This is a genomic window from Desulfocurvus sp. DL1XJH-121, from assembly GCF_054819825.1.
In genome coordinates, this window is the sequence record NZ_JBTVWW010000002.1 from 170777 (window position 1) to 196769 (window position 25993).

Annotated in this window: 19 protein-coding genes; 5 read left to right on the plus strand and 14 right to left on the minus strand. The window is 68.5% G+C overall.

What is annotated here, in order from left to right; all coding sequences use genetic code 11:
• Positions 1-113: 113 nt before the first annotated feature.
• The 6 genes from ACYYG1_RS02255 to ACYYG1_RS02280 form a co-directional block, all read right to left on the minus strand.
• Positions 114-2729, minus strand: a complete 2616-nt coding sequence (locus ACYYG1_RS02255) for a PEP/pyruvate-binding domain-containing protein (protein WP_461208645.1) — start codon at positions 2727-2729, stop codon at positions 114-116.
• Positions 2730-2732: 3 nt separating this feature from the next.
• Positions 2733-3125 (minus strand): response regulator, encoded by a 393-nt coding sequence (locus ACYYG1_RS02260; protein ID WP_461208772.1) that lies wholly within the window; start codon positions 3123-3125, stop codon positions 2733-2735.
• 278 nt (positions 3126-3403) lie between these two features.
• The gene (locus ACYYG1_RS02265; RefSeq protein WP_461208646.1) at positions 3404-5398 is read right to left on the minus strand and encodes a methyl-accepting chemotaxis protein; all 1995 of its coding nucleotides are present in this window, start codon (positions 5396-5398) and stop codon (positions 3404-3406) included.
• Positions 5399-6063: 665 nt separating this feature from the next.
• Positions 6064-7389, minus strand: coding sequence for an HD domain-containing phosphohydrolase (locus ACYYG1_RS02270; protein ID WP_461208647.1), 1326 nt, complete (start codon positions 7387-7389; stop codon positions 6064-6066).
• Between the two features lie 307 nt (positions 7390-7696).
• Positions 7697-8317 (minus strand): LysE family transporter, encoded by a 621-nt coding sequence (locus ACYYG1_RS02275; RefSeq protein ID WP_461208648.1) that lies wholly within the window; start codon positions 8315-8317, stop codon positions 7697-7699.
• A 29-nt stretch (positions 8318-8346) separates the two neighbouring features.
• Complete coding sequence (locus ACYYG1_RS02280; RefSeq protein ID WP_461208649.1) at positions 8347-9234, minus strand: LysR family transcriptional regulator ArgP; 888 nt, start codon at positions 9232-9234, stop codon at positions 8347-8349.
• Positions 9235-9393: 159 nt separating this feature from the next.
• Between ACYYG1_RS02280 and ACYYG1_RS02285 the strand changes: the two genes are divergently transcribed.
• From ACYYG1_RS02285 to ACYYG1_RS02295, 3 genes are all read left to right on the plus strand, one after another.
• Positions 9394-10005, plus strand: coding sequence for a LysE/ArgO family amino acid transporter (locus tag ACYYG1_RS02285; protein ID WP_461208650.1), 612 nt, complete (start codon positions 9394-9396; stop codon positions 10003-10005).
• A 73-nt stretch (positions 10006-10078) separates the two neighbouring features.
• Positions 10079-10897 carry a helix-turn-helix domain-containing protein gene (locus ACYYG1_RS02290; protein WP_461208651.1) on the plus strand — a complete coding sequence of 273 codons (819 nt, stop codon included), beginning with the start codon at positions 10079-10081 and terminating at the stop codon, positions 10895-10897.
• A 92-nt stretch (positions 10898-10989) separates the two neighbouring features.
• Positions 10990-11904 carry a DMT family transporter gene (locus ACYYG1_RS02295; protein WP_461208652.1) on the plus strand — a complete coding sequence of 305 codons (915 nt, stop codon included), beginning with the start codon at positions 10990-10992 and terminating at the stop codon, positions 11902-11904.
• Between the two features lie 220 nt (positions 11905-12124).
• Here the strand turns inward: ACYYG1_RS02295 and ACYYG1_RS02300 are convergent, their stop codons facing one another.
• The 8 genes from ACYYG1_RS02300 to ACYYG1_RS02335 form a co-directional block, all read right to left on the minus strand.
• Positions 12125-13069: a universal stress protein gene (locus ACYYG1_RS02300; RefSeq protein WP_461208653.1), complete on the minus strand. Its 945-nt coding sequence runs from the start codon at positions 13067-13069 to the stop codon at positions 12125-12127.
• 126 nt (positions 13070-13195) lie between these two features.
• Positions 13196-14119, minus strand: coding sequence for a CoB--CoM heterodisulfide reductase iron-sulfur subunit B family protein (locus tag ACYYG1_RS02305; protein ID WP_461208654.1), 924 nt, complete (start codon positions 14117-14119; stop codon positions 13196-13198).
• A complete protein-coding gene (locus ACYYG1_RS02310) occupies positions 14116-14688 on the minus strand; it encodes a 4Fe-4S dicluster domain-containing protein (RefSeq protein ID WP_461208655.1) in 573 nt (190 codons plus the stop codon). Before ACYYG1_RS02310 ends, ACYYG1_RS02305 begins: the two co-directional genes overlap by 4 nt.
• A 16-nt stretch (positions 14689-14704) precedes the next feature.
• Complete coding sequence (locus ACYYG1_RS02315; protein ID WP_461208656.1) at positions 14705-18130, minus strand: FAD-dependent oxidoreductase; 3426 nt, start codon at positions 18128-18130, stop codon at positions 14705-14707.
• A gap of 19 nt (positions 18131-18149) precedes the next feature.
• The gene (locus ACYYG1_RS02320; RefSeq protein WP_461208657.1) at positions 18150-19295 is read right to left on the minus strand and encodes a 4Fe-4S dicluster domain-containing protein; all 1146 of its coding nucleotides are present in this window, start codon (positions 19293-19295) and stop codon (positions 18150-18152) included.
• Between the two features lie 16 nt (positions 19296-19311).
• The gene (locus ACYYG1_RS02325) at positions 19312-19734 is read right to left on the minus strand and encodes a hydrogenase iron-sulfur subunit (protein ID WP_461208658.1); all 423 of its coding nucleotides are present in this window, start codon (positions 19732-19734) and stop codon (positions 19312-19314) included.
• Positions 19735-19758: 24 nt separating this feature from the next.
• A complete protein-coding gene (locus ACYYG1_RS02330; protein ID WP_461208659.1) occupies positions 19759-21762 on the minus strand; it encodes an FAD-dependent oxidoreductase in 2004 nt (667 codons plus the stop codon).
• 19 nt (positions 21763-21781) lie between these two features.
• Positions 21782-22051, minus strand: coding sequence for a transposase (locus ACYYG1_RS02335; protein ID WP_461208660.1), 270 nt, complete (start codon positions 22049-22051; stop codon positions 21782-21784).
• Between the two features lie 431 nt (positions 22052-22482).
• Between ACYYG1_RS02335 and ACYYG1_RS02340 the strand changes: the two genes are divergently transcribed.
• Together ACYYG1_RS02340 and ACYYG1_RS02345 are read left to right on the plus strand one after the other, a co-directional pair.
• Positions 22483-24390, plus strand: coding sequence for a hybrid sensor histidine kinase/response regulator (locus ACYYG1_RS02340; protein WP_461208661.1), 1908 nt, complete (start codon positions 22483-22485; stop codon positions 24388-24390).
• A gap of 2 nt (positions 24391-24392) precedes the next feature.
• Positions 24393-25817 carry a sigma-54-dependent transcriptional regulator gene (locus ACYYG1_RS02345; RefSeq protein ID WP_461208662.1) on the plus strand — a complete coding sequence of 475 codons (1425 nt, stop codon included), beginning with the start codon at positions 24393-24395 and terminating at the stop codon, positions 25815-25817.
• Positions 25818-25993 lie beyond the last annotated feature (176 nt).

A 25993-nucleotide genomic window follows, 5' to 3' on the forward strand; every position in this document is an offset into this window, starting at 1 on the left:
GCCTGGCGGCGCACGCCCTGGAAAGAGCAAGGAGCGTTCCAGAAAACGCTTCCTTGGGGCAGGGACAACAGTCCGTATTCGCTGTTGAAAAGTCGCGCAATATTGCGCAAGCGTCAGGCGGTGATGGGCAGCGCCGCAAGGTCCGCGAGGATCGTGTTCCGGATTTCCGCGGCCTTGTTTTTGTCGGCCATGACCATGTCGATCTGCCGGGTGTGGATGATGATGTAGCCCAAAACGGCCAGCAGACGTTCGATTTCCCGGTCGGGAACGCCTTCGGAGCGCGCCGTGACCGCGTCGCCCGTGACCTCGACGCGGAACCCGCAGCCCTCCAGGATGTCGCCCACCAGCCTGGCGCGTCCTTCGCGCCGGGCGCGATCCGCGGCCCCGCCCTTGAAACGGAAGCTGACATAGTTCTCGGCCGGATCCGGGCCCGAGGCGGCCTCCACCGTGCTGAAGTGGAAGCCGAATCGGGATTGCAGGCTGACGAAGTCCCTGGAGATCATGAAGTAGTTGCGGGATGAGAAGTCCGAGCCCGCCGCCGGGTCCAGGCCCGGGGTGGAGGCAGCCCCGGCCACCACGCTGAGAAAGCCCTTGGCGTCCACGGCCGGAGGCCCGGCCCAGGGCTTGGCGGTCATGCCCCGCCACAGGGCCAGCATGGGCCTGGATGCGATCTGGTCCAGGTTCACTGTGCGCCCGCGCACGTGCTCCGTGAACCCGTCGTCCAGGTCGATGACCCAGTACTGCATGGGCACGCGGTGGACCAGGCGCTTGCTGGTGCGCCAGGGCAGGGCCGCGCCCTGGTCCTCGGAGAACATCTCGACCACGGCCTTCTCGTGGCAGAAGCGGGTGATGTCGTGCAGGGTGGAGCAGTTCTCCGTCCTGAACTCCGGGGCCGCGGGGTCGCGCAGGGTCAGGGGGGTGATGTGCTGTCCGGCCCGGCGCAAGGCCTCGTGCACCGGGCTGCCCGTCATGAGGTTGCGGGGCTTGGAGCGCAGGGCCAGGAGGTCCTTGCGCAGCCCGGGCCAGATGCGCCCGGCGTCGGCGTCCACGGTGACGATGTCCTGGCCCCGCAGGGCCTCCACGGCCCCGGCGCAGCCCATCAGGGCCGGAATGCCGAACTCGCGGGCCACGTTGGCCAGGTGCCCGGCCGCTCCGCCGCGATCCGTGACCACGGCGCTGGCCCGTGAAAGGAGCGGCGCCCAGGACGGCAGGGCGTGGGCCGCCACCAGCACGGCACCCTCGGGGAAGGACAGCACGTCCGCATCGCGCAGCACGGCCACGGGCCTGCCCGCGCCCACGCCCAGGCTGGCAGTGACCCCGCCCTCCAGGAGAGGCCGGTTGCCGTTCTGCCCGCCGTCGTCGGCCCCGTTGCCGTTCTCCGGCTGCCCGTGCAGCACGGCGTGCTCCTGGCGCAGGGGCCGGACCTGCAGGACCGTGAATCCGCCGTCCGGCTCCAGGGCCCATTCCAGGTCCTGTGGGTGGCCGAAAAAGCGTTCCAGCCCGGCGGCCAGTTCGGCCAGGCGGTGCAGGGCGCCCTCGTCCAGGCAGGGCGCGAGCCGACGCTCTTCCGGAATCCGGGCCCGGTCCAGACCCTCGTCCGAGGGCACGAACTCCATGCGCTTGTCCGCCACGCTGATATTCCTGGTTTCGAAGCCCCCGCCGGGAACGCGGTTCACCAGATAGAAGTCCGCCGGGGAGCTGCCGTCCACCACGGCCTTGGGCAGGCCCCATACGGCGTGCACGGCCAGGGCCGCGTCGCGCACGTCCAAAGGGTTGCGCGTGTAGGCCACGCCCGAGGACCGGCAGGGGCTCATGGGCATCACGGCCACGCACATGGGCACGTCCTCGTCGCGGATGCCCCGGTTGAAGCGGTAGGCCATGGCCACGGCCCCATACTTGGAGGCCACGATCTCCTTGTAGACCTGGACCGCGTCGTCGGGGTGCACGTTGAGTTCCGAGCGATATTGCCCGGCAAAGGAGGTGCCCAGGAGGTCCTCGCCCACGGCGCTGGAGCGCACGGCCAGGCGCAGGTCCCGGCCCCGCACCCGAACCAGCTCTTGGACCTGGGCTTCGATTTCCCCGGCCAGATCCACGGGCGGCACGGCGGAGGTGATGAGCTGCTGCAGGGAGGAGCTCAGGGCGTACAGGCCCTCCAGGTCCTGTTCGCCCGAGGCCTGGATGCGGCGGTTGATCTCGTCCTGCATGCCGTGTTCGGCGAGCAGCCTGCGGTATCCCGAGGACGTGACCACGAAGCCTCCGGGCGTGCGCACGCCCAGGTGCGCGGCCACCTCGCCCAGGGTGGCGGCCTTGGAGCCCACCTCCCCGGCGTCGGAGGCGCGGACTTCGGACAGGGGCAGCACCAGGGGGCCGTCGGCGTGGGCGGCGTGGGCGGCCAGGGTCAGCTCGATGCGCTGCTGGATGGCCCGGTGCCTGTCGAACAGGGCCGCGTAGCGGTCCGGGGCCAGGCTGTTCAGGGAGGCGATCATGCGCCAGACTTCGCTGGATATCCGCGTGCACTGGCCGCGGACGAAATCCATGCCAAAGGGCTTGGCCCCGCTGAGGGCCTCTTCCACGGCGGTCATGCCCTCAAGGGCGCGGTTGTTGGCGGACAAAAGCAGCCTGAAGTGCAGGCAACGTTCCCTGTGAGTCTTGACGAGGCGTTCCTGCTCCTCGGCGGAGAGGACGCGCCTGCCGAACAGGGACGTCAGGGCCTGCAAAACGCCGCGCATGACCTATCCTCGTCCAGGTGGTTTCCCGGCCTTGAGGCGGTGTTGTTCGCAGGCGTCCTGGAGCTTGAAGAGCAGGTCGTTGATGGAAACCGGCTTGATGAGATAGTCGAAGGCCCCCAGCTCCAGGCCCTGGCGGGCGGCCTCCAGGCTGGCGTGCCCCGTGAGCAGCAGGACTTCGCTTTTGACGTCCTGCTTGCGCAGGCGGCGGAGCACCTCGATGCCGTCCATGCCGGGCATGCGCACGTCGAGGATGATGACGTCGAAATCGCCCTGAACGGCGGAGGCCAAACCCTGTTCGCCGTCCATGGCCGTGGTCAGGTTCACCCCGCGACGGCCCAGACGCTTGGACATCAGGTCCAGGAAATCGGGTTCGTCGTCTATGAGTAGGATGTTCATGGAGCTCACGGCCGCCTCCGGTCTTTCCCCGGGCGGAGCCGGATCCCTCCTGTCGAAGAGGGATCCGGCCCCTATCGGTGCTCGTTGGGGCGAGTTGCGATGAAACTAAAAGCAACTCCCGTTCCATTTTGAACTTTTGAGGAGCAATTTATAATTTACTGATATTTAAGGACATAAATCACGCAATATCGTGCGGCTTTGCTGCAACAAGGGGGCGGCCCCGGACTTTGCCGGAGACCGCCCCCTTGATGGCCGCGGGCGGGACCGTCGCCGCCGGGCTAGGCCGGGGCGGCTTCCTGTTCGTCTTCGTCCTCCCGCAGCATGTCCTGGATCAGGGTCTTGAGCTCCTCGGAGAGCTGGGCCAGGGAGCGCACCGCGTCAAAGGAGCGCGTCATGCCGGCCATGGACTGCTCGGCGATGGTCTGCACCTCCATGACGGCCCCGCTGATCTGGTCCGAGGTGGCGGACTGCTGTTCCGAGGCCGAGGCGATGCCCTCCACCTGCGTGGAGTTGATGTCCACCAGGTTCAGGATCTCCTCCTGGGCCGCGCCGGTCTCCGTGGCCAGGCGAGTGCTTTCCTCCACGGCCTTCACGGCCTGGCGGGTGTTTTCGATGTTTTCGGACGTGGCGCTGCGAATGGCCTCGATGCTGTGCGCCACTTCCTGGGTGGCGGTCATGGTCTTTTCGGCCAGCTTGCGCACCTCGTCGGCCACCACGGCGAAGCCCCGGCCCGCGTCGCCCGCGCGCGCGGCCTCGATGGCCGCGTTCAGGGCCAGGAGGTTGGTCTGGTCCGCGATCTCGCTGATCACGTCCATGACCTGGCCGATGCTCTCCACCTGACGCTCCAGGTTTTCCATGCCCTTGCGCATGCTGCCGGTGTGGTCGTTGACCTTGGAGATGGCCGCCACCGCGTTTTCCACCAGAGTGGCCCCGTTGCGGGCCTTGGCCTTGGTGTCGCGGGCGTTTTCGGAGGCTTCGCCCGCGTTCTTGGCCACTTCCAGCACTGCGGCGTTCATCTGCTCCATGGCTGTGGCGGTTTGCTCCATGCGCTCGGACTGTTGCAGGGTCCCTTGCTTGACCTGGGAGAGCATGGACGAGAGCTCCTCGGCGCTGGAGGCCACGCGGGTGGAGAAGGCTTCGGCGCGCAGGGCCGAGTCCCGCATGCGGTCCTTGAGGCGCAGGGCCTTGGTCTGTTCACGCGTGGCCTGCTCCATGGCCTGGCGGGCGCTTTCGGCCTGGCCCTGGGCCTCGGCCTCCTTGGCCTGGATTTCCGTGAGGCGGCGTTTGAGTTCCTCCACCATGCTGGCGATGTCCCGGCGCAGGAGCCCGAACTCGGCCTGGAACACGCCCTGGGGTTCGGCCTCCAGGTGCCCGTCTGCCACTTCGCGGGTGTAGCGGGCCAGGGAATACAGCGGCCGGGTGATGGAGGTCATGACCCACAGGGACAACAGGGCGATGACCAGCACGGTGCCCACCTCGATGCCCATGAGGATTCTGCTGGTGCGCAGGGTGGTGGCGGCCTGCAGATCCGCGTAGTGCCCGGCGAGGTCCGTGACCACGGGCTCCATGGCCCGGGCCTTGGTGATGAGTTCCTTCTTGATGGCCTCGCCCTGGTTGATCTTGTCCACGTAGCTCTCGAAGGCCTGGGTGTAGGCCGCGAGGGAGTCGGCCATGGCCTTGCGCGTGGCCTCGTCCACGTCGATGCGCTGGACGAAGTCCGCGACCACGGCGCCCTTGTCCCGGGCGCGCTTGAGGTACTTCTCGGTGCGCCGGATCATGAAGTTCTTTTCCTGGCGCCTGAGCTGCAACAGGGCGATGAGCATCTCCTGGCCGCCCTGGCCCTTGAACTGGGCCTCCATGGCCCTGGCCGCGGAGATGAACTGCCAGCGCAGGCCGTCCTGCTCGGTGAGGCCGATGGTGCGCAGCGCGCCAGCCAGCTGGCCGAAGCTGGCCGCATAGGCGTCCAGGAGCCCCTTGGCCTGCTCAACCCGCTCGTCCACGCTGCCGTCCGGATTGACGATGGAATCCAGGGAGGAGCGGGCCGAGGCCAGGGCCTTGTCGAAACGCCTGGCGTATTCGTCGTCCAGGCGCAACAGGAAGTTCTTTTCCTGCCTGCGGCATTGCAGGGCGTAGAGCAGGGTCTGGTTTGCCTGGCGTTCCAGGTGGGCCATGCTGCGCGCTTGGCGCTTACCCATGCTGTCCGCCGCGAAAACCAGGGCGAACCCGGCGACGGATACCAGCAGCAAGGTGATGAGTTTGGTCTTTACGGACATGGTGTCGAGTCTCCCTTGTTGGGGTGGTCTGCCCGGCGTTGGGAACGCACGGATGCGCCCGCCGGGGAGATGATCATGTCCCGTGCGGGACAGAGCGGACGGCGCGGCCCGGCGTGCGCCGCAGGGGGCGCGGCGGGATGGCGCGCGTCCGGGTTCCCGTGTGCGCGGCCAGGGGGACGGGCCGGGGCGCGCGGGGGGCTGGATGCGAAGGAACCGCACTCGGGAGGGAGGGAACCAAGGGGAGGTGATCCCGCAGCGCACAGGGCGCCATGCGGGATGCGCCGTGCGGCGCTCGAGGAGAAGCGTGTGCGTCCCGGGGACGGCGGTTGTTCGAAACGGCCTGGGCGTTCGGCATGTGATTCCCCCTGTGCGCTTTTGTTGCGCGTGGAAATGCGGAACATGGATGCTGATCCAGAGGCCGGTCAGAGAACGCAGGGAGGGTAAAGCAAAGGGCGTACCAGGGTGGTCCCGAGGGGGGTGATCGGGAAATATCGTTTATTATCAGTGCTAAATAAATGTGAATATAGTCACGCAATCGCGACTTGATCCAATTGGTCGCGCAATGTCGGGGAAACGCGGGCCCGGATCCGGGGGGCCGAGACGGATTCGGATCCGAGCGAGGCGGCGGGAGCACAGGCCCGCGCCGCGCGGCCGAGGGAAACGGGTCACGCCAGGATCAGTTCGCCCTGGTCCATGGAGATGGCCCCGGAGTTCACCAGGGTCGACAGCGCGTCGCAGACGTCGGGGTCGTAGCGGGCGCCCCGGTGGGCGTCGAACTCGTCCATGGCCCTTTGCAGGCCCAGCGCGGGGCGGTAGGGCCGGTGGGCGCTCATGGCCTCCAGCACGTCGGCCACGGCGATGATGCGCGCGCCCAGGCCGATGTCGTCCCCGCGCAGGCCGCTGGGATAGCCGGTGCCGTCCATGCGTTCGTGGTGCTGGTGGATCATGGCCCCCACGGGCCGGGGGAAGGGGATGTTCTTGATGATGTCCAGGCCGTTCTGGGGGTGGTTGAGCACCAGGCCCATTTCCACGCTGGACAGGCGCGCGGGCTTGCTGAGGATGGCCATGGGAATGCATATCTTGCCGATGTCGTGGAGCACCCCGGCGGTCTGGATGGCGTCCAGGTCACCCGCCTCCAGCCCCAGCTTCAGGCCCAAGGCGCAGGAGATCAGCGCCACCTTGTGCTGGTGTCCGGCCGTGTAGAGGTCGCGTTTCTCCAGGGTCATGGACAGGGCCTTGACCGTCTCGCCCAGGATGCGGCCCTGGCTTTCGTGGCTGTCCTTGAGGGCCTGTTCCGCGATCTTGCGCTTGGTGATGTCGCGCGTGACCAGGGAGACGGCGTGGACCCCGTCCTTGCCGGGTATGGGCGAGTAGGTGTCGGACACCGCGAAGGCCGTCCCGTCCTTGCGGCGGCGCACGGTTTCCATGCGCACCACGGTTTTCCCCTGCCGTACCCGGCGCAGGGTTTCGAGGGTCTCCTCCTCCAGCCCGGCGGGCACCATGCGCAGCACCGAGCCGCCCACCAGCTCATCCTGGGTGAATCCGTACAGGCTCGCGGCGCTCTTGTTGGCCATGAGCACGGTCCCGTCCGGGGCCATGGACAGCATGGCGTCGTCGGCGGAATCGATGATGGCCGCGAGCCTCGTGATTTTTTCCTGGTATCGTGAGCGGTTGGTGATGTCGGTGCATACGGCGATCACCAGGGGCTGGCCCTGGGCCCCGCGCACCAGGGAGAGGTTCACGCTGAAATACAGCGGCCGTTTGCCCGCGGGCCTGACCGTGCGCTCCAGGGTCACGGTGCGCATGCCCCCGCCCAGGAAACCCGTCACGTCGTCGTGCAGCCAGGGCGCGAGGGCCGGGTCCACCCTTCCGGTCGCGTCCGGGGTGAATATCCGCTTGGCGGCTGCGTTGCTCTTGAGCATCTCCCCCCGGTCCGAAAACAGGAACGCGGGCAGGGGCAGGTTTTCAAACACGGTCCTATAGTTGGGCATGGGGCCTCCATGACCTGAATGCCGTCGGACGGGCGCGCGGAGGCGGTCCGCACGCGGATCACGGGGCAGGAGCAAGGGGCGTACCATGTCGGCCCTGGGAAATGGCGCAAACAGGAATCGTGCGCAAAGGCGTAATAATGTGTATTCAAAGATGAATATCAAGCAGGCTGGAGAACGTGGCGACGAGGCTATCCCGCAAGAACGGAGGGCGTCGCTCCCGGGAGGGCCCGGAGCCGCCCCTCGGGGGCGGGTTTGGCGCTCGCTCGCGGGGTTGCCGGAAAAAGCCGCGCGGGGCGGGTATTATCCGTCAGCGCTGGGCCAGGGCCAGGCGGATGCCGAAGTAGAGCATCATGCCGCCCAAGAGCTTGGTGAGCACGGCCTGGGCCCGGGAGAGCGCCGCGCGCACCGCGTGGCCCGTGGCCGCGAAGGCCAGGAACACGAACCAGCCCGTGACGACGGCCACGCTCTCCGCGCCGTACAGGAACTTCACCGTGTGCGTGGCCTGGGGCGGGATGATGACGCTGAAAAAGGCGATGTAGAACAGCGGGGCCTTGGGGTTCAGGAGGTTGCACAAGAATCCCTGGCGCAGGGCCTCGCGCACGGGCAGCTTCGAGGGCTCCGCCCCCGGGGCCAGCCTCGGGGCCTGGCCCCGGCGCTCCAGCAGGCTGCGCAGGCCCAGATAGCAGAGGTAGGCCGCGCCCAGGTATTTGACCACTGTGAATACCAGGATGGACTTGGAGATGACCACGGCCAGCCCCAGCAGGCTGTAGGCGGTGTGGACCGTGAGCCCCGCCCCGATGCCCAGGGCCGTGAACAGGGCGGCTTTGCGATCGTGGAGCAGGGAGTTCTTCATGACCACGGCGAAATCCGGGCCCGGGGCCATGGCCGCCAGCAGGATGAACAGGCTCACGCCGAGAAATTCCATCATCGCGGTTCTCGCTGGGAAGGGGTTCGGACTCAGACCGATAGCATGGCCGGGGCCGCCTTGACCAGCGCGGCGGTCAGGGCCCGCAGCAGGGGGGAGTCCAGGTTCCAGCAGTGCCAGTACAGGCGCACCGGCTGCACGTGCCCCGGGGCCAGGTCCACCAGCGCTCCCGAAATCAGGTGCTCGCTGCTCTGGCAGTCGGGCAGGGCGCCGTAGCCCCAGCTGCGGACGATGACCTGGGCGAAGCGCTCCGACGAGGGCACGTAGTGGGTGGGATGCACTGCGGGCGCGGCCGGGCCCAGGATGTCCCGCAGCAAGGTGTGCACGGACTCGTCCATGCGGTTGAAGGTCACGGCCGGGGCGTTGCCCGCCGCCTCGGCGGTCACGCCCTTGGGGAACCAGTGGGCCGCGAATTCCGGGGAAGCCAGGAGCCGGTAGTCCATGCAGCCCAGATAGGTGGCGCAGCAGCCCTGCATGGATTCGGCCCGCGCGCTCACGCAGCCCACCACGTCGCCGTTGCGTAGAAGCTTGTGCGTCTCGTCCTGGTCGTCCGTGACCAGGTCCAGGAGCACGTGGTGCTCGTGCACGAAGGCCTCCACCACGGGCAGGAACCAGGTGGCCAGGCTGTCCGCGTTGATGGCCACGGCCAGGGTGTCCGAGTAGTGCTCGCAGCCCTCGCCCGGCCCCAGGCCGCCTTCCAGCATGCGCACCTGGCGGAAATGCTTGAGCAACAGCTGCCCCGCAGGGGTCGGGCGGGGGGGCGAAGAGCGCACCAAAAGGATCTGTCCGCGCTGTTCCTCCAGCTGGCGCACGCGTTGGGACACGGCGGATTGGGTCAGGTGCAGGGAGCGGGCCGCCTTCTCGAAACCGCCCTCTTCCACAACCATGGCCAGGGCCTCAAGCAGTTTATAGTCCAGCATGGTATATCATTAGCATAACTTATGCATATCGGGAATATTATTAGATCAGCTTATCCGTATTAAAAAGAAGTTGTTTTACGTATCAAGGCGTCCGACGTATCAAGCGCGACGACGATTCGTTTCATTAGCGCACACGGCCGCACGTAACGGGAGTATATCATGACTGCTGCATTTATCCAGGGGTTTGCCATGGGCGGGGGGCTCATCGTGGCCATCGGCGCGCAGAACGCCTTTGTGCTCACCCAGGCAGTGCGCCGCAACCATACCGTGGCCATCACGTTGGTTTGCTGCCTGTGCGATGTGGTTTTCATCGGCCTGGGCGTCGCCGGGGTGGGCGCGGCCGTGGCCGCGAATCCGATACTGGCCGTGGCCGCGGCCTGGGGCGGGGCCGCGTTTCTTTGCTGGTATGGGCTTTCCGCCCTGCGCTCGGCCCTGCGCGGGGGCGCGCTGCACGTGGGCGCCGCCGGGGCCGGATCCCTGCGCGCGACGCTCCTGGCGCTCTTGGCCGTGACCCTCCTCAACCCCCATTTCTACCTGGATACCGTCGTGCTCCTGGGCAGCGTGAGCGGGCATTTCCCGGGCCAGGGGCGCTGGCTGTTCTGGGCCGGGGCCACCGCCGCCTCGTGCCTGTGGTTCACGAGCCTGAGCCTCGGCGGGCGGGCCCTGGCCCCGCTGTTCGCCCGGCCCGCCGCCTGGCGCGTCCTGGACGGGCTGGTCTGCCTGGTCATGTGGTGGCTGGCCGCGTCCCTGGTGCGGCGGGGCCTGGCCTGAGCGCGGGGCAATTATTTGCAAGACGCCCCGCCTTGTGGGATCGTATGGGGAATCCCTTCAGGAGCACGCTGCCATGAAACCCCACGCGGACATCAGATTCTGGCGCGGAGCCGACCTCCCCGGGCTGGAGGTGGCCATGATCCGCAACAGCGACCACGCCTTCCCCAAGCATACCCACGAGCACTACGCCGTGGGCATCATGGAGAAGGGCGCGTGCTGGTGCGTGGACGTGGGGGCCGCCGCGCCAAGCGTGGCCAAGGGCCAGGTCATGCTCATCGGCCCCGGGCAGGTGCATTCCGGCGTGCCCACCTCCTCCCAGCGCGTGACCTACCGCATGCTCTACGTGGACCCCGAGTGGATGCGCCGCGCCGCCGGGGACCTGGCCGACAGGCCCGTGGGCTATCCGGAATTCGCCGCCTGGGTGGCCACGGACCCCGCGGTCTACGGCCAGTTGCGCCGGGTCACCGAGGCCGCGGCCGGAGGCGGCGAACTGCTCCTGCGCCAGTCGGCCATGGTCACGGCCTTTTCGCGGCTGCTGGCCTCCTGGGGCCGGGTGCGCGACGCAGTGCCCCCCAGGCCCGAGCACCGGGCCGTGGCCCTGGTCAAGGACTATCTCGCCGCCCACCTGCAGGACAAGGTCTGCCTGGAGGACCTGGCGCGCGAGGCCGGGCTGTCGCGTTACTACCTGCTGCGCGTGTTCAAGCGCGAGACGGGCATGTCGCCCCACGCCTTCCACCTTCAGATGCGCGTGGAGCGGGCCAAGCTCCTGCTCCTCTCGAGCCGGGCCATCGCCCAGGCCGCCCTGGACACGGGCTTCACGGACCAGAGCCATTTCACCAACGTCTTCCGCCGCTTCACCGGGGCCACCCCGGGCCAGTACCTTTCCCTGTAGCGCGGGCAATATCCTGCAATACGCCCATCCGCCCAAGGGCTAGCATTTCGGAAGAACAGGGCGGAGCCTCGCGGCCCCGCCGGGAGAAGATCATGAGAGAGAGCGTGCGCGCGGCCGCCGGCCTGTCCGCGCCCGGAAGCATGGGCCGCGTCCTGCCCCATCTGGCCCTGGTCGCCGCCGTGGTGCTCTGGGGCGGCTCCTTCGCGGCCATGAAGGTGGTGGTGGGCAGCCTAGGGCCCTGGGCCATGATGTGGGGCCGCATGCTCGTGGCCTCGGCCTGCCTGGCTCCGTTCCTCGGCCGCTTGAACCCCGGAACCAGGGCCCTCGGCGACTGGCGGCTCCTCGCGCCCATGGTGGCGCTCATGCCCTGCCTGTATTTCTACCTCGAATCCCACGCCCTGTGCCTGACCACCTCGGCCCAGGCCGGGGTCATCTCGGCCTCGGTGCCGCTGTTGGTGGCCGCCGGGGCCAGCCTGTTCCTTTCCGAGCGCGTGCCCGGCTCGGCTTGGTCGGGGCTGGTCCTGTCCGTGGGTGGGGTGGCCTGGCTGACCCTGGCCGGAGCGCCCGCCGAGAACGCGCCCAATCCGGTCCTCGGCAACCTCATGGAACTCGGGGCCATGGTCAGTGCCGCCGGGTACATGCTGCTGGTCAAGCGCCTCAGCACGCGCTACGGGGCCTGGACCCTCACGGCCCTGCAGACCCTCACCGGCCTGGTCTTCTTCCTGCCCGGCGCGGCCGAGCTCCTGGGCGGCCTCTCCGCCTTGCCTGTGGCCGTGATCCTGTCCCTGGTCTACCTGGGCGCGGGCGGCAGCCTCGGGGCCTTCGGCCTCTACAACTGGGGCATGAGCCATATCCGCGCCAGCAGCGCCTCGGCCTACATCAACCTCGTGCCCGTGGTGGCCCTGGCCACGGGCTGGATCTGCCTGGGCGAGGCCCTGAACACCACGCAACTCCTGGCCGTCGCCTGCGTGTTCGCGGGCGTTTGGCTGAGCCAGGTCAGGCGGTAGAAAAGAGCGCCGGGGGCGGGGGAAGGGGACCTTTTGAGGAAAGGTCCCCTTCCCCCGCCCCCGGACCCCCACCCCCATCCCTCCAAACCTTTTTAGTATAGGGATTCCAAAGGGGGTTACCCCCTTTGGCGGGGTGTGGGGCGGAGCCCCGAGAAAAAGGCCCGGACGAGCCGGGCCTTTAGGGAGAGGCGTCCTGCGGGGGTTACCCCGCGTCCCGCCTTTATGTCGTTGCTTCCTCACTGGTGGTCACGCCGCCGCTCTGGTCATAGAACATGCCGCACCGCAGGTCGAAGTGGCGGTTGATGCTCATGGTCGGGCAGTTGGCGTTCAGCGCCACCTGGGCCACGGTGGAGCCCAGGTAGGCCTCCTCGGGGTCCTTTTCCTTGCTGTGGTGGGCCATGAGGATCAGATCCGCCTGCTTGAGGCGGGCGTACTTCAGGATTTCCATGCTGGGCACTCCTTCCCAGCATTCGAAGGTCACTTCGCGGATGCCTTCCAGGCGCGGGCCGAACTCCTTTTCCATGCGGGCCTTGGCCTCGGCGATGTTGGCCTCGATCTCCTCCTGGGAGGGGTGGTCGTGGCCGCCGGGCACGTCCATGACGTGGAACACGTGCAGGGCCGCCTTGTACTGGCGGGCCAGCTGGCCGCCGTAGCCCACGGCGCATTCGGCCTGGAAGGAGAAGTCCGTGGCCACCACGATGTTGGCGAACTGCATGCGTTCCTCGGGCACCTCGCGGGCCACGATCATCACCGGACAGCGGGCCTTCTGGCTCACGCGCTCGATGTTCGAGCCCGCCACGCCCCACATCTTGGAGCGACGGTGCAGGTCGTCGCGCGTGCAGCAGCCCATGACGATGAGGTCCGCGTTGCGCTTGCGCGCCAGGCGCAGGATCTCGGCGTGCGGGATGCCCGGCACCACGGTGACCTGGCAGTTCTCGAATTCCTTCAGGCGGTTGGTGAATGTCTTCTGCACGGCCTCCGTGATCTTTTCCACTTCGCCCGACGGCATCATGTGCTCGATGGAGCCCCAGCCGTGGGTCGGAAGTCCGCAGACGTGGATCAGCGACATGTTGGCCTCGTGCTTCTTGGCGAAGGCGAAGGCCGCGTCGGCCGCGCTTTGGCACACTTCGGACGGGGTCACTGCCAAAATGATGTCCTTGAACATGACTCACCCCCTTTGTGGTGGGTTCTTCCTCGGCCGCCGCCCGGACGTCCCGGGCTGTTTCCGGCCGGGCGGGCGGGGCGCGCGACCCGTCCGTCCGGCCTGCCCCTTGCGGGGCAAGGACCACGGCTAGCCGGCCTCGCCGACCGTGGCTTCCTCCGTTTCAGCCGGGGCCGCAGGCGGCGGCCCGGCCTTGAATTTCTTCAGGAATCCGCCCAGCGACGACAGGTTCTTGTCGAGCATCAGCGCTTCCCCGGGCAGGCCCATGGCCAGCCCCAGGAACTGGGGCAGGTAGAGGATGGGCACGGCCCGGGCCCCGGATTCGCGCTGGAAGGCCTCCAGGTTCATTTGGCACATGGGGCAGACCGTGAGCACGGCGTCCGCGCCCCGGGCCGCGTCCAGGATCTCGCGGATGCGCGGCAGGGCCGCCGCCCTGTGGGTGGTGGACAGGGACGCGCCGCAGCAGGCCGCGCCCTTGTCCCAGGCGTGGACTTCCGCGCCCGTGGCCCGGATCAGCGGCTCCATGGTCACGGGCAGCTCCGGGTCGTCGAATTTGGCGTAGGGCCTAAGGATCTGGCAGCCGTAGTACGGGGCCACGCTGAAGCCCGCCAGGGAATGGGCGGTCAGCTCGCGCACCCTGTCCGCGCCCACGTCCTGGATGAGAACTTCCAGGATGTGGCGCACGGGCGCGAAGTTGCCCCATTCCAGGTTGTCCACGGAGAGCGCCTCCTCCACCCGCGTGTGCAGGGCGCGGTCCGCCCGGGCCTCCTCGCTGGCGGCCAGCAGGTTCAGGTAGCAGGCGCTGCACGGGGCCAGCACGTCGCGCCCGGCCAGCTCGCGCTCGGCCAGGGCCAGATTGCGCGCGGGCAGGGCGAAGGCCAGAAGCTCGCTCACGGCCTGCCCGGCGCTGGCCCCGCAGCAGGTCCAGTCCGGGATCTCGGCCACGTCCGCGCCCAGGGCCGCGAGCATGGCCCGCGTGCTGGCGTCGTACTCCACGGCCGAGGCCGTGAGGGAACAACCGGGGTAGTAGGCGTACTGCAGATCCTTGCTCATGACCGGCCCTCCATGTCCTTGCCCTCCATTTCCGCCGCCTTGGCGAACAGCGGCCCCAGCCTGCCGCCCTTGGGCGCGGCCGGGGTGGTCAGGTGCATCTTGCCCTTGCAGAGCATCTTCAGGCCCAGGGGCGCGAAGGACAGGGGCAGGAGCGGGTTGCCCGCGGCCAGCATCCAGGAGCGCATCAGGTCCGTCTCCTGCACCCGGCCGTGGGTGCGCACGTTGTCCATGAAGGTGCGGTAGAAGGAAGCCCGCCGCCTGAGCCCCTTGTCGCCCATGTCCCCGGCCGCGCGCTTGAGCGCGTTCATGGCCCGGGTCAGGGGCAGGCCCCGGGGGCAGCGCAGGGTGCAGGAGTAGCAGTTGGAGCACAGCCAGAAGGTGCGGCTGGCGAACACCGCCTCCCCCTGGCCGAGGAGCGTCAGCCGCCACATGCGGCGCGGGGTCATGTCCATCTCCGCCGCGTTGGGACAGGACGCGCTGCACGTGCCGCACTGCATGCAGGCCGCCACCATCTCGCGCACAGGCGCCAGGGCGTCGTTCCGGGATTCGGCCGCTGTCGTGCTGGTCATGGTCTCGCCTCCCTGGTCAGTTGATGGCGGACAGGGCCGCGTCGATCTGGCGCAGCACCTGGCCGTCCTTGAAGCCCGTGAGCACGCTGGCGGAGTTGGGGCAGACCGCCGCGCAGGACCCGCAGCCCTGGCAGAGCAGCTCGTCCACCTCCACCACGCCTTCATCCAGATTGATGGACCGCGCCTCGTAGGGGCAGGCCGGGACGCAGCGCCCGCACACCGAGCAGAGGCTTTTGCGCACCACGGCCTTGACCCGGCCGCCGATCACCGTCTTCTGGGACAGGATGCGCGCGGCGCGCGAGGCCGCGGCCTTGGCCGAGGCGATGGTTTCGCTCATGTTGCGCGGGCTGGAGCAGACCCCGCACAGGAACACCCCCTGGCGCAGGAACTCCACGGGCCGCCACTTGGACTCGGCCTCCTGGAAGAACCCGTCCGGGTCCAGCTCCACGCGGAAGATCTCGGCCAGCTCGTCGGCGTCCGCCGGCTCCATGCCCACGGACAGGGCCAGCAGGTCCACGGTCACGGCGATCTCGCGGCCCAGGATGGGGTCCATGGCCGTGAGGGTGGGCCGGTGCTCCTCGTCGAAGGTCACCCTGGGCTTGGCGTCCGGCTCGTAGCGCACGAAGATCACGCCCCGCCGCCGGGCCAGGGTGTAGTACTTCTCGGCGGAGCCGTAGGACATGATGTCGCGGTAGAACACGTACACCGGCAGGTCCGGGTTGCGTTCCTTGAGCATCAGGGCGTTCTTCAGCGCCGTGGCGCAGCAGACCCGCGAGCAGTAGTTGCGCGGCTCCTCGCGGGACTCCACGCACTGGATCATGGCCACGCCTCGAAGCGCGCCCGTGTCCAGGGAGCCGTCGTTGAGGCGCGCCTCCAGCTCGCTCTGGCGCAGCACGGTCTTGTGCACGCGGTAGCCGTAGGCGTCGGGCACCACCTCGCGGCCGCCCGTGGCCAGGATGGTCACCCCGTGCTCCAGGGTCAGGGCCGTGCCCTCCCCGGTGGCCACGGCGGTCATGTAGCGGCCCGCCCGGCCCATGGAGAGCATGATCCGCGCCTCGGTGAGCACCTTGATGTTCGGGTGGCGCTGGACCTGGTCCACCAGGTCCTCCATGAAGGCCCTGGCGTCGCCGCCGCCAAGGGTCTTGTGGATCTTGTTGGCCAGCCCGCCCAGTTCATCGGAGCGCTCCACCAGGCAGACCTCGTATTCCTGGTCCGCCAGGGCCATGGCCGCGGTCATGCCCGCCAGCCCGCCGCCCACGATGAGGGCGCGCGGGGTCACCGGGGATTCGCCGAGCAGCGGCGAGGGGTCGGCGTCCATGAGCCGCGCCCCGGCCATGGACAGGGCCGTGTGCACCTCGTTGAGCAGGGGCTCGCCCTTTTCCATGGCCCCGGGGAAGGTCGGCGTGTAGATGTCCACCACGTCCATGAACGCGGGGTCCAGGCCGATCTTGGCGCCCAGTTCGCGCAGCCTGGGCACGTAGGCGTAGGGCATGCACGCGCCGATGAGGATGCGGTTGGGCTTGTGCTCCCTGGCCAGGGATTCGATCTCGTCCCAGCCCCTTTCCCCGCAGGCCCCGGAGATGTTGGCCACGTGGATCACGCTGGGCATGGCCGCCATGCGTTGCCCCAGGGCCTCCATGTCCACCCCGGTCTCCAGGGTCGGGCAGGAGGCGCACAGGGCCACGAGCATCTTCGGGGCCTCGCGCGTCACGTCGCGGTATTCGGGCATGGGTTCGGGCTCCTCCTCGCGGGGCGGGGAGAAGAGCTTGTAGGTCCTGGCCGCGCCCAGGGCGGCGGCTCCGGCCTGGATCACCGAATCGGCGATGTCCCGGGCCTGGCCGAAGGACCCCGAGGCGAACACGCCAAGGCGCGAGGTGCGCGCGGGCTGGAACTCGCCCGTGAAGGCGAAGCCCGTGTCCAGGATGTCGATGCCCGCGGCGCGCCCCAGCTCCTCCATGGAGGACGGGGGCCGCGCGCCCGTGGAGAGCACGAAGAGGTCGAAGGCCTCCTCGTGGATCTGGCCGTCCTCTCCGGTCCAGCGGATGGGCACGCCGTCCGCTGCGGGGTTGGGCTCGATGGCGTGGATGCGGGTGCGCACGAAGCGCACGCCGTATTGGTTCTCGGCCTTGTCGCGGTAGCGCTGGAAATTCTTCCCGAAGGTGCGCATGTCCATGTAGAAGATGGTGGTGTCGGCCTCGCCGCCCGTCACGCGCTTGGCCAGCATGGCCTCCTTCAGGGCGAACATGCAGCAGATGGACGAGCAGTAGTCCGCGTTGCGGTTCACGTCGCGCGAGCCCACGCATTGCAGCCAGCCGATCTTCCTGGCGGGGCGCCCGTCCGGGCGCAGCAGCTTGCCGCCCGTGGGGCCGGTGCCCGAGCACATGCGCTCGAACTCCACGGCCGTGATGACCCCGGGGATGGTCCCGTAGCCCCAGAGCTGGCCGCCCTCGGCCGGGTCAAAGCACTCGAAGCCCGCCGCCAGGACCACCGCGCCCACCTCCAACTCGTGGCGGATGTCGGACATCATGCGGATGTAGGTCTTGTCCAGCCAGCGCTTGGTCTGCTTGCCCAGGGGCTTGACCAGGTAGGTGTGGGCCCCTTCCTCCAGGAGCGCCTCGGCCTTGTCCTGCTGGTCCGGGCCGATGACCAGGACCACGCGCAGGTCCGGATACAGCTCCAGGCCCCGGCGCATGACCTTGTCCTGGTCCAGGCCCTCGGCGGTCAGGTCCAGGAGCATCAGCCGCACGGGCTGGCCCTCCAGGAGCTCGCGGGCCGCGTCGGCGTCGCTGGCCACGTGGGCGGGCAGGCCGAGCTTTTCGCACCAGCCCGCCACCTCGGCCCCGGAGGCCTGGTCCATGGCCGCCAGCACGTGGAAGTCCCCGCGCTGGTCGTCCTTGAAGTCCACGGCCCCGGTGGGGCAGGCCTCGAAGCAGGCCCGGCAGCGGGTGCAGCGCTCCAGGTCCACCACGTAGTGGTTGGGGATGGCGTGGGGCACGGGCAAATGGATGGCGCTGCGCGTGGACAGGCCCGCGTTGAACTCGCTGGGCACGCTCACCGGGCAGACCTTGGAACAGTCGCCGCAGGAGATGCACTTCTCGGGGTCCACCAGGGAGGAACGCTGCCTGAGGGTCGCCCGGAACTTGCCGGGGTCGCCTTCCAGAGCCGCCAGTTCGGTGCCCGTGAGGATGTCGATGTTCTTGTGGAACAGCCCCTTGCGCATGCAGAACTGGCTGGACGAGTCCCGGCTGGTCAGCGGCAGCATGCGGCACATGCCGCAGTGGTCGCTGGGGAACTGGTGGTCCAGCTGGGTCAGGATGCCGCCGATGCCCGGCCTGCGGTCGATGAGGGCCACCCTGTGGCCGGCCTCGGCCAGGTCCAGGGCCGAACGGATTCCCGCGATTCCCGCGCCCACCACCAGGGCCGCGTAGTGCTTCCTCTTCATGGGGTCCCCCTTGGTTCTCCTAGTGGCCGCCGCCCACGACCTCGGCGAATTCGTCTTCCCGGAACACGGTCATGGGCGGGGCGTCGTCCGGGCTCAGCCCGGGCACGTAGTCGAATGCCCGCTGGGTCTTGTGGCCCACGCTGCGGAACAGCTCCATCACCGGCACGTGGTTGGGACAGGCGTTGGAGCACTGGCCGCAGCCCACGCAGGAGGTGCTCATGTGCGCCAGCCTGGTGAGGTGGAAGAAGACCGTGTCCGTGGGCATCTTCAGGGAGCCGCGCTTGGCGGACCAGCCGATGTACTGGTCGGGCTGGTAGTCGAAGACGTCGGTCAAAAACACGCATTCCTTGCAGTAGCAGACCGGGCAGGCCACCCGGCAGTTGTAGCAGTTCACGCAGCCCGCCAGGTATTCCGAGAGCTTCTTCAGGCTGTTGGTGGCCTCTTCGGTCTTGGCGATCATCTGGTCGCGGAAGGCCGCGCGCCTGGCCGTGAGTTCCTCCACGGCCTTGCGCCGCCCCGGTGCCTCGGGCGCGTCGCCGAAGCCCAGGCGCGTGAGCAGGCCCTCGCCCCGGGCGGTGTTGGCGATGAGCTGGATGGAGGCGTCCGGGTCCCCGCCGAACAGGCCGAGGATCAGGTCCGCGCTCTCGGGCACGGGGTGCTCGCAGGCGCGGCAGGCCTTGGCGATGGGCGTGCCGTCCACGGATTCGGCCCCGCCAAGGGCGGCCTTCACGAATTCCTGGCTGCGGGCCATGGGCTCGCCCTGGCCCACGAAGGTGCGGTAGTCCATGTTGGTCATGGCCCCGGGACAGTCCACGCCGATGAGCAGCACGTTGTCCATGCTGCCCTGGTTCAGCTTGACCAGTTCGATGAAGGCCCTGATCTCGCAGGAGCGCAGCACCGCGGCCACGGGCTGGCCCGCGTAGCCCCGGGTCAGCCGCGCGATCATCTTGGCCCCGTTGATGGGAAAGGCCGGGGACAGGGGGTCCACCCTGTCCAGTTCGTCGGGATCGCTCACCAGGGTGGGCATGATGGTCCCGGCGATGGGCAGGTGGCGCGGAGCCAGGAGCGCCTTGGCCTGGCCCTGCTCCAGGAGCTGCCGCAGGAAGCCCTGGATGGCGCGTACGGGCCCCTCGGATGTGACGTCTATCTTCGCTGTGGTCGCCATGGTTGTTTCCTCCCCCTCAGATGACGGCCGAGGTCCGCGCCTCGCCCGGGCCCAGGGCCCTGATTTCCTCCACCAGGTCGTTCACCGTCTCGGCGAACTCGTTGCCCTCGCTGGCCCCGATCCAGGTCAGCTTGAGCCGACGCTGGTCGATGCCGAACTGGGCCAGGAGCTCCTTTAGGAGCTTCACGCGTCGCCGGGCCTTGTAGTTGCCGTTGATGTAGTGGCAGTCCCCGGGGTGGCAGCCGCTGATGAGCACGGCGTCCGCGCCCGAGAGCAGGGCCTTGATCACGTACTTGGGGTCCACCATGCCCGTGCACATCATGCGGATGAGCTTGATGTTGGCGGGCTGCACCATGCGCGAGGTGCCCGCCAGGTCCGCCGCGGTGTAGGTGCACCAGTTGCAGACAAAGGCCACGATGGTCGGTTCGAACTCTTCCATGTCGCTTCCCCTTTGGCATCTTCGTTAGTGCGCTTGCGAGACCTCGGCCTCGGCTGTTTCGGCGGCCGGCGGGGGCACCTCGTCCAGGAGCCCTTCCAGCTCGGAAAACACCTGCCGTTCCGTGAAGTGCCGGATCTGGGCGGCCCCGCTGGGGCAATGCCCCGCGCAGCTGCCGCAGCCCTTGCACATGGCTTCGTTGATCACGCTGACCCTGCGGCGCTCGTCGAACTCGATGGCCGAGTAGGCGCACAGGCCGATGCAGGCCTTGCAGCCGATGCAGATGTCCGGGTCGATGTAGGAGGTGGTGGGCGAGATTTCCACGGTGCCGCGCGCGGCCAGGGCCAGGGACTGGGCCGCGGCCCCCGAGGCGTGGGACACGGCGTCGGGGATGTCCTTGGGCCCCTGGCAGGAGCCGCCCAGGAAGATGCCGTCCGTGGCCGTGGACACGGGCCCGAGCTTGGGGTGCTCCTCCAGGAAGAAGCCGTCCTGGCCCTGGGACACGCCGAACAGCCGCGCCACCTCCGGGGTGTCCTTGCGGCATTCCATGGCCGTGCAGAGGATGGCCATGTCCACGGGGACTTCCAAGAGCTGGGCCGAGAGGGTGTCCTCGGCGATGACCAGGAGCTTGCCGTCCTCGCGCTGGCGGATCTCCGCCGGGCGCCCGCGCACGAAGGTCACGCCCTCCTCCTGCACACGGCGCAGGAATTCCTCGTATCCCTTCCCGAAGCATCTGAGATCAATGTAGAAATTGTATATCTTCGTGTCGTGTCCCACCTTGTCCTTGAGCAGGTGGTCGTACTTCAGGGCGTACATGCAGCAGACCCGCGAACAGTACGCGTGGTAGTTGGCGTCGCGCGAGCCCACGCAGTGCAGCACGGCCACGCTCTTGGGCTTCTCGCCGTTCCTCATCACGATCTTGCCGCCCGTGGGGCCCACGGCGTTGTTCAGGCGTTCGAACTGCAGAGCCGTGTAGACCTCGGGGTAGCGGCCGAACCCGTACTGGGTCATGGGCGTGGGGTCCATGACGTCGTAACCCGTGGCCAGGATGATGCTGCCCACCTCGATATCCACGCTCTGCTCCGCCTGGTCGAAGTCGATGGCGCCCGAGGGGCAGAACTTCTCGCAGACCCCGCACTTCTTGCCGTTCAGATGGCGGCAGTGGTCCGCGTCGATGACCGGGGTGGAGGGCACGCTCTGGGGTGAGTTGCGGTAGATGGCGCGGCGCTTGGCCAGGCCTTCCTCGAAGGCCGAGGGCACGCGCGTGGGGCACTTCTCCAGGCACAGGCCGCAGCCCGTGCAGAGGTTCATGTCCACGTAGCGGGGCTTCTTCTTGACCGTCACGGTGTAGTTGCCCACGTATCCGTCGACCTTGGAGACCTCGCTCCAGGTCATGAGGTTGATGTGCGGATCCTGGGCCACGGCCACCATCTTGGGCGTGGAGATGCAGGCCGCGCAGTCCAGGGTGGGGAAGGTCTTGTCGAACTGGGCCATGTGCCCGCCGATGGACGGCGCGCGCTCGATGAGGTGCACCTGGTGCCCGGAGCGGGCCACGTCCAGGGCCGCCTGGATGCCCGCGATGCCGCCGCCCACCACCATCACGTCGGGGTTCACGGGCACCTCGCGGGAGTGCAGCTCCTGGTGCCAGTTGACCCGGGCCACGGCCGCGGCCACCAGGTGCTTGGCCTTGAGGGTGGCCTCGGCCGGGTCCTCGGTGACCCAGGAGCAGTGCTCGCGGATGCAGGTCATCTGGAAATAATAGGGGTTCAGCCCGGCGCGGGCGCAGGCCTTCTGGAAGGTCTTCTCGTGCAGCCGGGGGGAGCAGGAAGCCACGACCACGCGGTTGATGCCGAGGTTCTTGATGTCCTCGATGATCATGTCCTGGCCCGGGTCGGAGCACATGAACTTGTAGTCCCGGGCCACGGCCACCCCGGGCAGGGACATGGCGAATTCCGCCACGCCCTCGCTGTCCACCTTGCCCGCTATGTTGGTGCCGCAGTGGCACACGTACACGCCGATGCGGTTGGCCATGCTCTTCCTCCTTGCCGGGCTATGCGTCCCCGGCCTGATCCAGGGCCAGGGCCATTTCGCCCAAGAGCTTCTTCAGTCGTTCGTTCTCTCGCTTGAGGTCGTCGTGGGCGCGGGCCTTGCGGCCGTTCTCGAAGATGTGCGGCAGGCGCTCCATGAGGATGTCGCGCCATTTGTAGTATTGGCTGGCGCAGATGCCGTGCCGCTTGCAGAGGTCGGCCACCGGGGCCCCCTTCAGTCCCTGAAGCACGATTTCGGCCTTGGTTTCCGGGGTCCACCGCTTCCGCCCCACGTCCGCCTCCTCCTGCGCGGATTGCCGGTTCACGGGCCGGGCCGCGTCCCCGCCCGCCTTCCCAAAAACAAGAAGCGTACCGTCCTCGCCAAAGCCCGTTTCCGCAGGGGGTTGGGCGGTTTTATTCCCTTTTTCGGGCTCCGGGGCAGGGGAAAACCGTCTTGCACAGGGAGATTTGTCTTGCCGGGCGAGACGGCTTGGGGAACCGGGGGTCGTTTATCCTTGTCCGGCGATGTGTTGCGGCTGGTCAGCAACGGATACGGGGGCGACGCGGCCCGGGTCGTGGCCGGGGCACGGCCTGTCTTGTGTGATGGGATTCCCCGCGTTTTCGCCAGGAAATCCGAGAGCGTTGACAGGGGGGCATTTTTCTTGGAAAAGGAGACAATCGGGAAAAGTCCTAGAGCTCCGCGCCCAAGCGGAAGGAGAAGGCCATGACGGACCCGGGCAGACCCCGCGAAGGGGCGTTCACCGAGGCCGAGGGCGACGCGTCTCCGGGCTACAGCTTTGCCTTGCTGCTGCGGCCCGACGGCGTGGTGCTGGCCTCCAACGAGGCCGCGGCCAAGAGGCTCAGGATGCCCCTGGAGGCCCTGGTGGGGCGGCGGGTCTTCGACCTGTTCCCCGAGAAGACGGCCCGCGCGCGCCAGGAAATGGTGGAGAGCACCGTGCGCGTGCGCCGCACCCAGAGCTTCGAGGACGTGTCCCGGTCCGGCAACATCCTGAACATCGACGTCCACCCCGTGTTCGACGCGGCCGGGGAGGTGGGCTGCGTGGCCGTGTTCCTCACCGACGTCACCGAACAGCGGCGCATCGGCCACGACCGGCTGCGCATGGCCACGGCCATCGAGCAGGCCCTGGAAGCCGTGGTCATCTTCGACCATGACTTCACCGTGCATTCCGTGAACCAGGCCTTCGAGGAGATGACGGGCTACTCCCAGAGCGAGGCCCGGGGCAAGCCCGTGGAGATGCTCTACGTGGGCGAGCACCAGCGAAAGTCCCTGGACATCATCCGTCGCGCCCTGGCCGAGGAGGAGGTCTGGACCGGTCGGGTCTTCAACACCTGCAAGAACGGCCGCGTGATCCAGGTGGAGAAGACCATGTCCCCCATCCGGGGCCAGCGCGGGGCCGTGCTCGGCTGGGTCAGCGTGTGGCGCGACGTGACCCACGTGGCCGTGTTGGAGAAGCAACTGCGCCAGGCCCAGAAGATGGAGGCCATCGGCACCCTGGCGGGGGGCGTCGCCCACGACTTCAACAACATCCTGGGCCCGGTGATCCTGCATGCCGAACTGGGCCGGACCCTGGTGCCCGAGGACAGCCCTGCGGCCCTGAGCTTCAGCGAGATCCTGGAGGCCGCCAACCGCGCCCGGGCCCTGGTGGACCAGATCCTGTCCCTGTCGCGCAGGCACGAGAGCGACGACCCCGCGCCCTTCCGGCTGTCCAGCATCTTCAAGGAATGCGTGAAATTCCTGCGCCCGTCCCTGCCCGCCACCATCGAGATCGTGGAGGACCTGCTCACGGACGACGACACCATCCTGGCCGACCCCACCCAGGTGCACCAGGTGGTCATGAACCTGGCCACCAACGCGGCCCACGCCATGCGCGAGAGCGGCGGCGTCCTGACCCTGGCCCTGCAGCGGGTGGACCTCGACGAGCCCATGCGCTCCCTGTTCCCGGCGGCCCAGCCCGGACCCTACGTGATGCTCACGGTCAAGGACACGGGCCGGGGCATGCCCCCGGAATACCTGGAGCGCGTGTTCGACCCCTTCTTCACCACCAAGAAGACCTCGGGCACGGGCCTGGGCCTGGCCGTGGTGCACAACATCGTCTCGCGCCACGGCGGGGCCGTGCGCGTGGAGAGCGAGCTGGGGCGCGGCTCGGCCTTCCACGTGCTTTGGCCCAGGACCGAGCCGGTGCAGGCCCCAATCGTGGAGGCCCCGGCCGTGGAGCCCGGGGCCGGGCGGGGGCGCGTGCTGTTCGTGGACGACGAGGCCGCCCTGCGCAAGAGCACGTCCCTGATCCTCAAGCAGCTGGGCTACGAGGTGCGCTGCTGTTCCGGGGCCCTGGAGGCCCTGGAGATCCTGGAGCGCGGGAACTGGGAGCCCGGGGTGGTGCTGACCGACGTGACCATGCCGGGCATGACCGGGCTGGACCTGGCCCGCAGCGTGCTTGGGGGGCGTCCGGGCCTGCCCGTGATCCTGACCTCGGGGTACAGCGACCTCGTGAATCCGGAAAAGGCCCGCGAGCTGGGCGTGGGCTATCTTAAGAAACCCTTCAATACGCGGACCCTGGACGCGGCCGTGCGCGAGGCCCTGGCCGGGCGCGCCAGCGGAACGGAGGACTAGCCGTGGCCAACATCCTCATCGTCGACGACGACGCCATGCTGGTGAACGCCCTGTCCCACGTGCTGGCGGCCATGGGTCATTCGGCCAAGGGCGCGGGCAGCGTGGCCGAGGGCCTGGCCCAGGTCGCGGACGACGGCTACGAGCTGGTCATCCTGGACGTGCGTCTGCCCGACGGCAACGGCCTGGACGCCCTGCCCCGGTTCCGGGAGGGGGTCCTGGCCCCGGAGGTCATCATCCTCACGGGCGCGGGCGACCCGGACGGGGCGGAGCTGGCCATCCGCAGCGGGGCCTGGAGCTACATCACCAAACCGCCCACCATGGCCAACATCCGCCTGCACGTGGGCCGGGCCATCGAATACCGCCGCAGCAAGGCCGGGGTCACCCCGCGCACCCTCAAGGAGCACGGGGTGGTGGGCGAGAGCCCGGCCATCCAGGCCTGCCTGCGCCGCGCGGCCCGGGCCGCGGCCGGGGAGGCCGCCGTGCTGGTGGCCGGGGACACGGGCACGGGCAAGGAGCTGTTCGCCCGGGCCATCCACATGGGCAGCCGCCGCAAGGACGGGCCCTTCGTGGTGGTGGACTGCGCGGCCCTGCCCGAGAACCTGGTGGAATCCATGCTCTTCGGCCACGAGAAGGGGGCCTTCACCAGCGCGGACCGGCGCAGCCAGGGCCTGGTCCTGCAGGCCGACGGGGGCACCCTGTTCCTGGACGAGGTGGGCGAGCTGCCCCTGCCCGTGCAAAAGGCCTTCCTGCGCGTGCTCCAGGACCATCGCTTCCGGCCCGTGGGCGGGGCCAGGGAGGTGGACAGCGACTTCCGCCTGGTGGCCGCCACCAACCGCGACCTGGAGGCCATGGCCGCGCGCGGCCAGTTCCGCGAGGACCTGCTCTTCCGCATCCGGGGCATCTCCATCACCCTGCCGCCCCTGGTCAGGCGCGCCGGGGACATGGAGCTCCTGGCCCGGCATTTCCTGCGCCTGTATTGCCGGGCCATGGGCATCGTGGACAAGGGCATGTCCCGGGACTTCCTGGAGGGGCTCAAGCGCTACGACTGGCCGGGCAACGTGCGCGAGCTCATGGGCGCCATGGAGCACGCCCTGAGCTCGGCCGAGGGCGAAACCAACCTCCTGTCCCGGCACCTGCCCATGAACATCCGCGTGGCCATCGCCCGGGCCGGGGTGGACGAACCCGGAGCCGAAGCTCCCCGGGCCCCGTCCGCGCCGGCCTGGGGCATCGACCCCGCCGCCTTCCCCAGCCTGCGGGAGTTCCGCGAGGCGCGCCTGGCCGAGGCCGAGGCCTTCTACCTGCGCGAACTCATGGCCCGCGAGGGCTGGGACGTGCGCCGGGCCATGCGCACCTCGGGTCTGTCCAGGGCCCGGCTGTATTCCCTGCTGCGCGCCCACGGCGTCTCCCGCCCGCGCGCAGGCCGTTGAAAAACAGCGATCTGCTGCGTCAGCGAAAAAATCCAGACCGCTTATGTATGTTGAATACACGGCGCGTCCTGGATTTTTACGCTTCCTTGCATCTCACTGTTTTTGAACGGCCTGCGGGGAAGGCTTGTCCAATAATTCGTTGGGGGGCGAGGGCGCAAAAAGGCCCGCGCGCCTGG

What these genes read in the sequence shown, in the direction of transcription:
- ACYYG1_RS02315 (WP_461208656.1), bottom strand. Translation starts at nt 18,130, where the DNA reads ATGAAGAGGAAGCACTACGCGGCCCTGGTGGTGGGCGCGGGAATCGCG.
- ACYYG1_RS02300 (WP_461208653.1), bottom strand. Translation starts at nt 13,069, where the DNA reads ATGTTCAAGGACATCATTTTGGCAGTGACCCCGTCCGAAGTGTGCCAA.
- ACYYG1_RS02310 (WP_461208655.1), bottom strand. Translation starts at nt 14,688, where the DNA reads ATGACCAGCACGACAGCGGCCGAATCCCGGAACGACGCCCTGGCGCCT.
- ACYYG1_RS02280 (WP_461208649.1), bottom strand. Translation starts at nt 9,234, where the DNA reads ATGCTGGACTATAAACTGCTTGAGGCCCTGGCCATGGTTGTGGAAGAG.
- ACYYG1_RS02305 (WP_461208654.1), bottom strand. Translation starts at nt 14,119, where the DNA reads ATGAGCAAGGATCTGCAGTACGCCTACTACCCCGGTTGTTCCCTCACG.
- ACYYG1_RS02260 (WP_461208772.1), bottom strand. Translation starts at nt 3,125, where the DNA reads ATGAACATCCTACTCATAGACGACGAACCCGATTTCCTGGACCTGATG.
- ACYYG1_RS02290 (WP_461208651.1), top strand. Translation starts at nt 10,079, where the DNA reads ATGAAACCCCACGCGGACATCAGATTCTGGCGCGGAGCCGACCTCCCC.
- ACYYG1_RS02265 (WP_461208646.1), bottom strand. Translation starts at nt 5,398, where the DNA reads ATGTCCGTAAAGACCAAACTCATCACCTTGCTGCTGGTATCCGTCGCC.
- ACYYG1_RS02325 (WP_461208658.1), bottom strand. Translation starts at nt 19,734, where the DNA reads ATGGAAGAGTTCGAACCGACCATCGTGGCCTTTGTCTGCAACTGGTGC.
- ACYYG1_RS02270 (WP_461208647.1), bottom strand. Translation starts at nt 7,389, where the DNA reads ATGCCCAACTATAGGACCGTGTTTGAAAACCTGCCCCTGCCCGCGTTC.
- ACYYG1_RS02340 (WP_461208661.1), top strand. Translation starts at nt 22,483, where the DNA reads ATGACGGACCCGGGCAGACCCCGCGAAGGGGCGTTCACCGAGGCCGAG.
- ACYYG1_RS02275 (WP_461208648.1), bottom strand. Translation starts at nt 8,317, where the DNA reads ATGATGGAATTTCTCGGCGTGAGCCTGTTCATCCTGCTGGCGGCCATG.
- ACYYG1_RS02255 (WP_461208645.1), bottom strand. Translation starts at nt 2,729, where the DNA reads ATGCGCGGCGTTTTGCAGGCCCTGACGTCCCTGTTCGGCAGGCGCGTC.
- ACYYG1_RS02330 (WP_461208659.1), bottom strand. Translation starts at nt 21,762, where the DNA reads ATGGCCAACCGCATCGGCGTGTACGTGTGCCACTGCGGCACCAACATA.
- ACYYG1_RS02285 (WP_461208650.1), top strand. Translation starts at nt 9,394, where the DNA reads ATGACTGCTGCATTTATCCAGGGGTTTGCCATGGGCGGGGGGCTCATC.
- ACYYG1_RS02320 (WP_461208657.1), bottom strand. Translation starts at nt 19,295, where the DNA reads ATGGCGACCACAGCGAAGATAGACGTCACATCCGAGGGGCCCGTACGC.
- ACYYG1_RS02295 (WP_461208652.1), top strand. Translation starts at nt 10,990, where the DNA reads ATGAGAGAGAGCGTGCGCGCGGCCGCCGGCCTGTCCGCGCCCGGAAGC.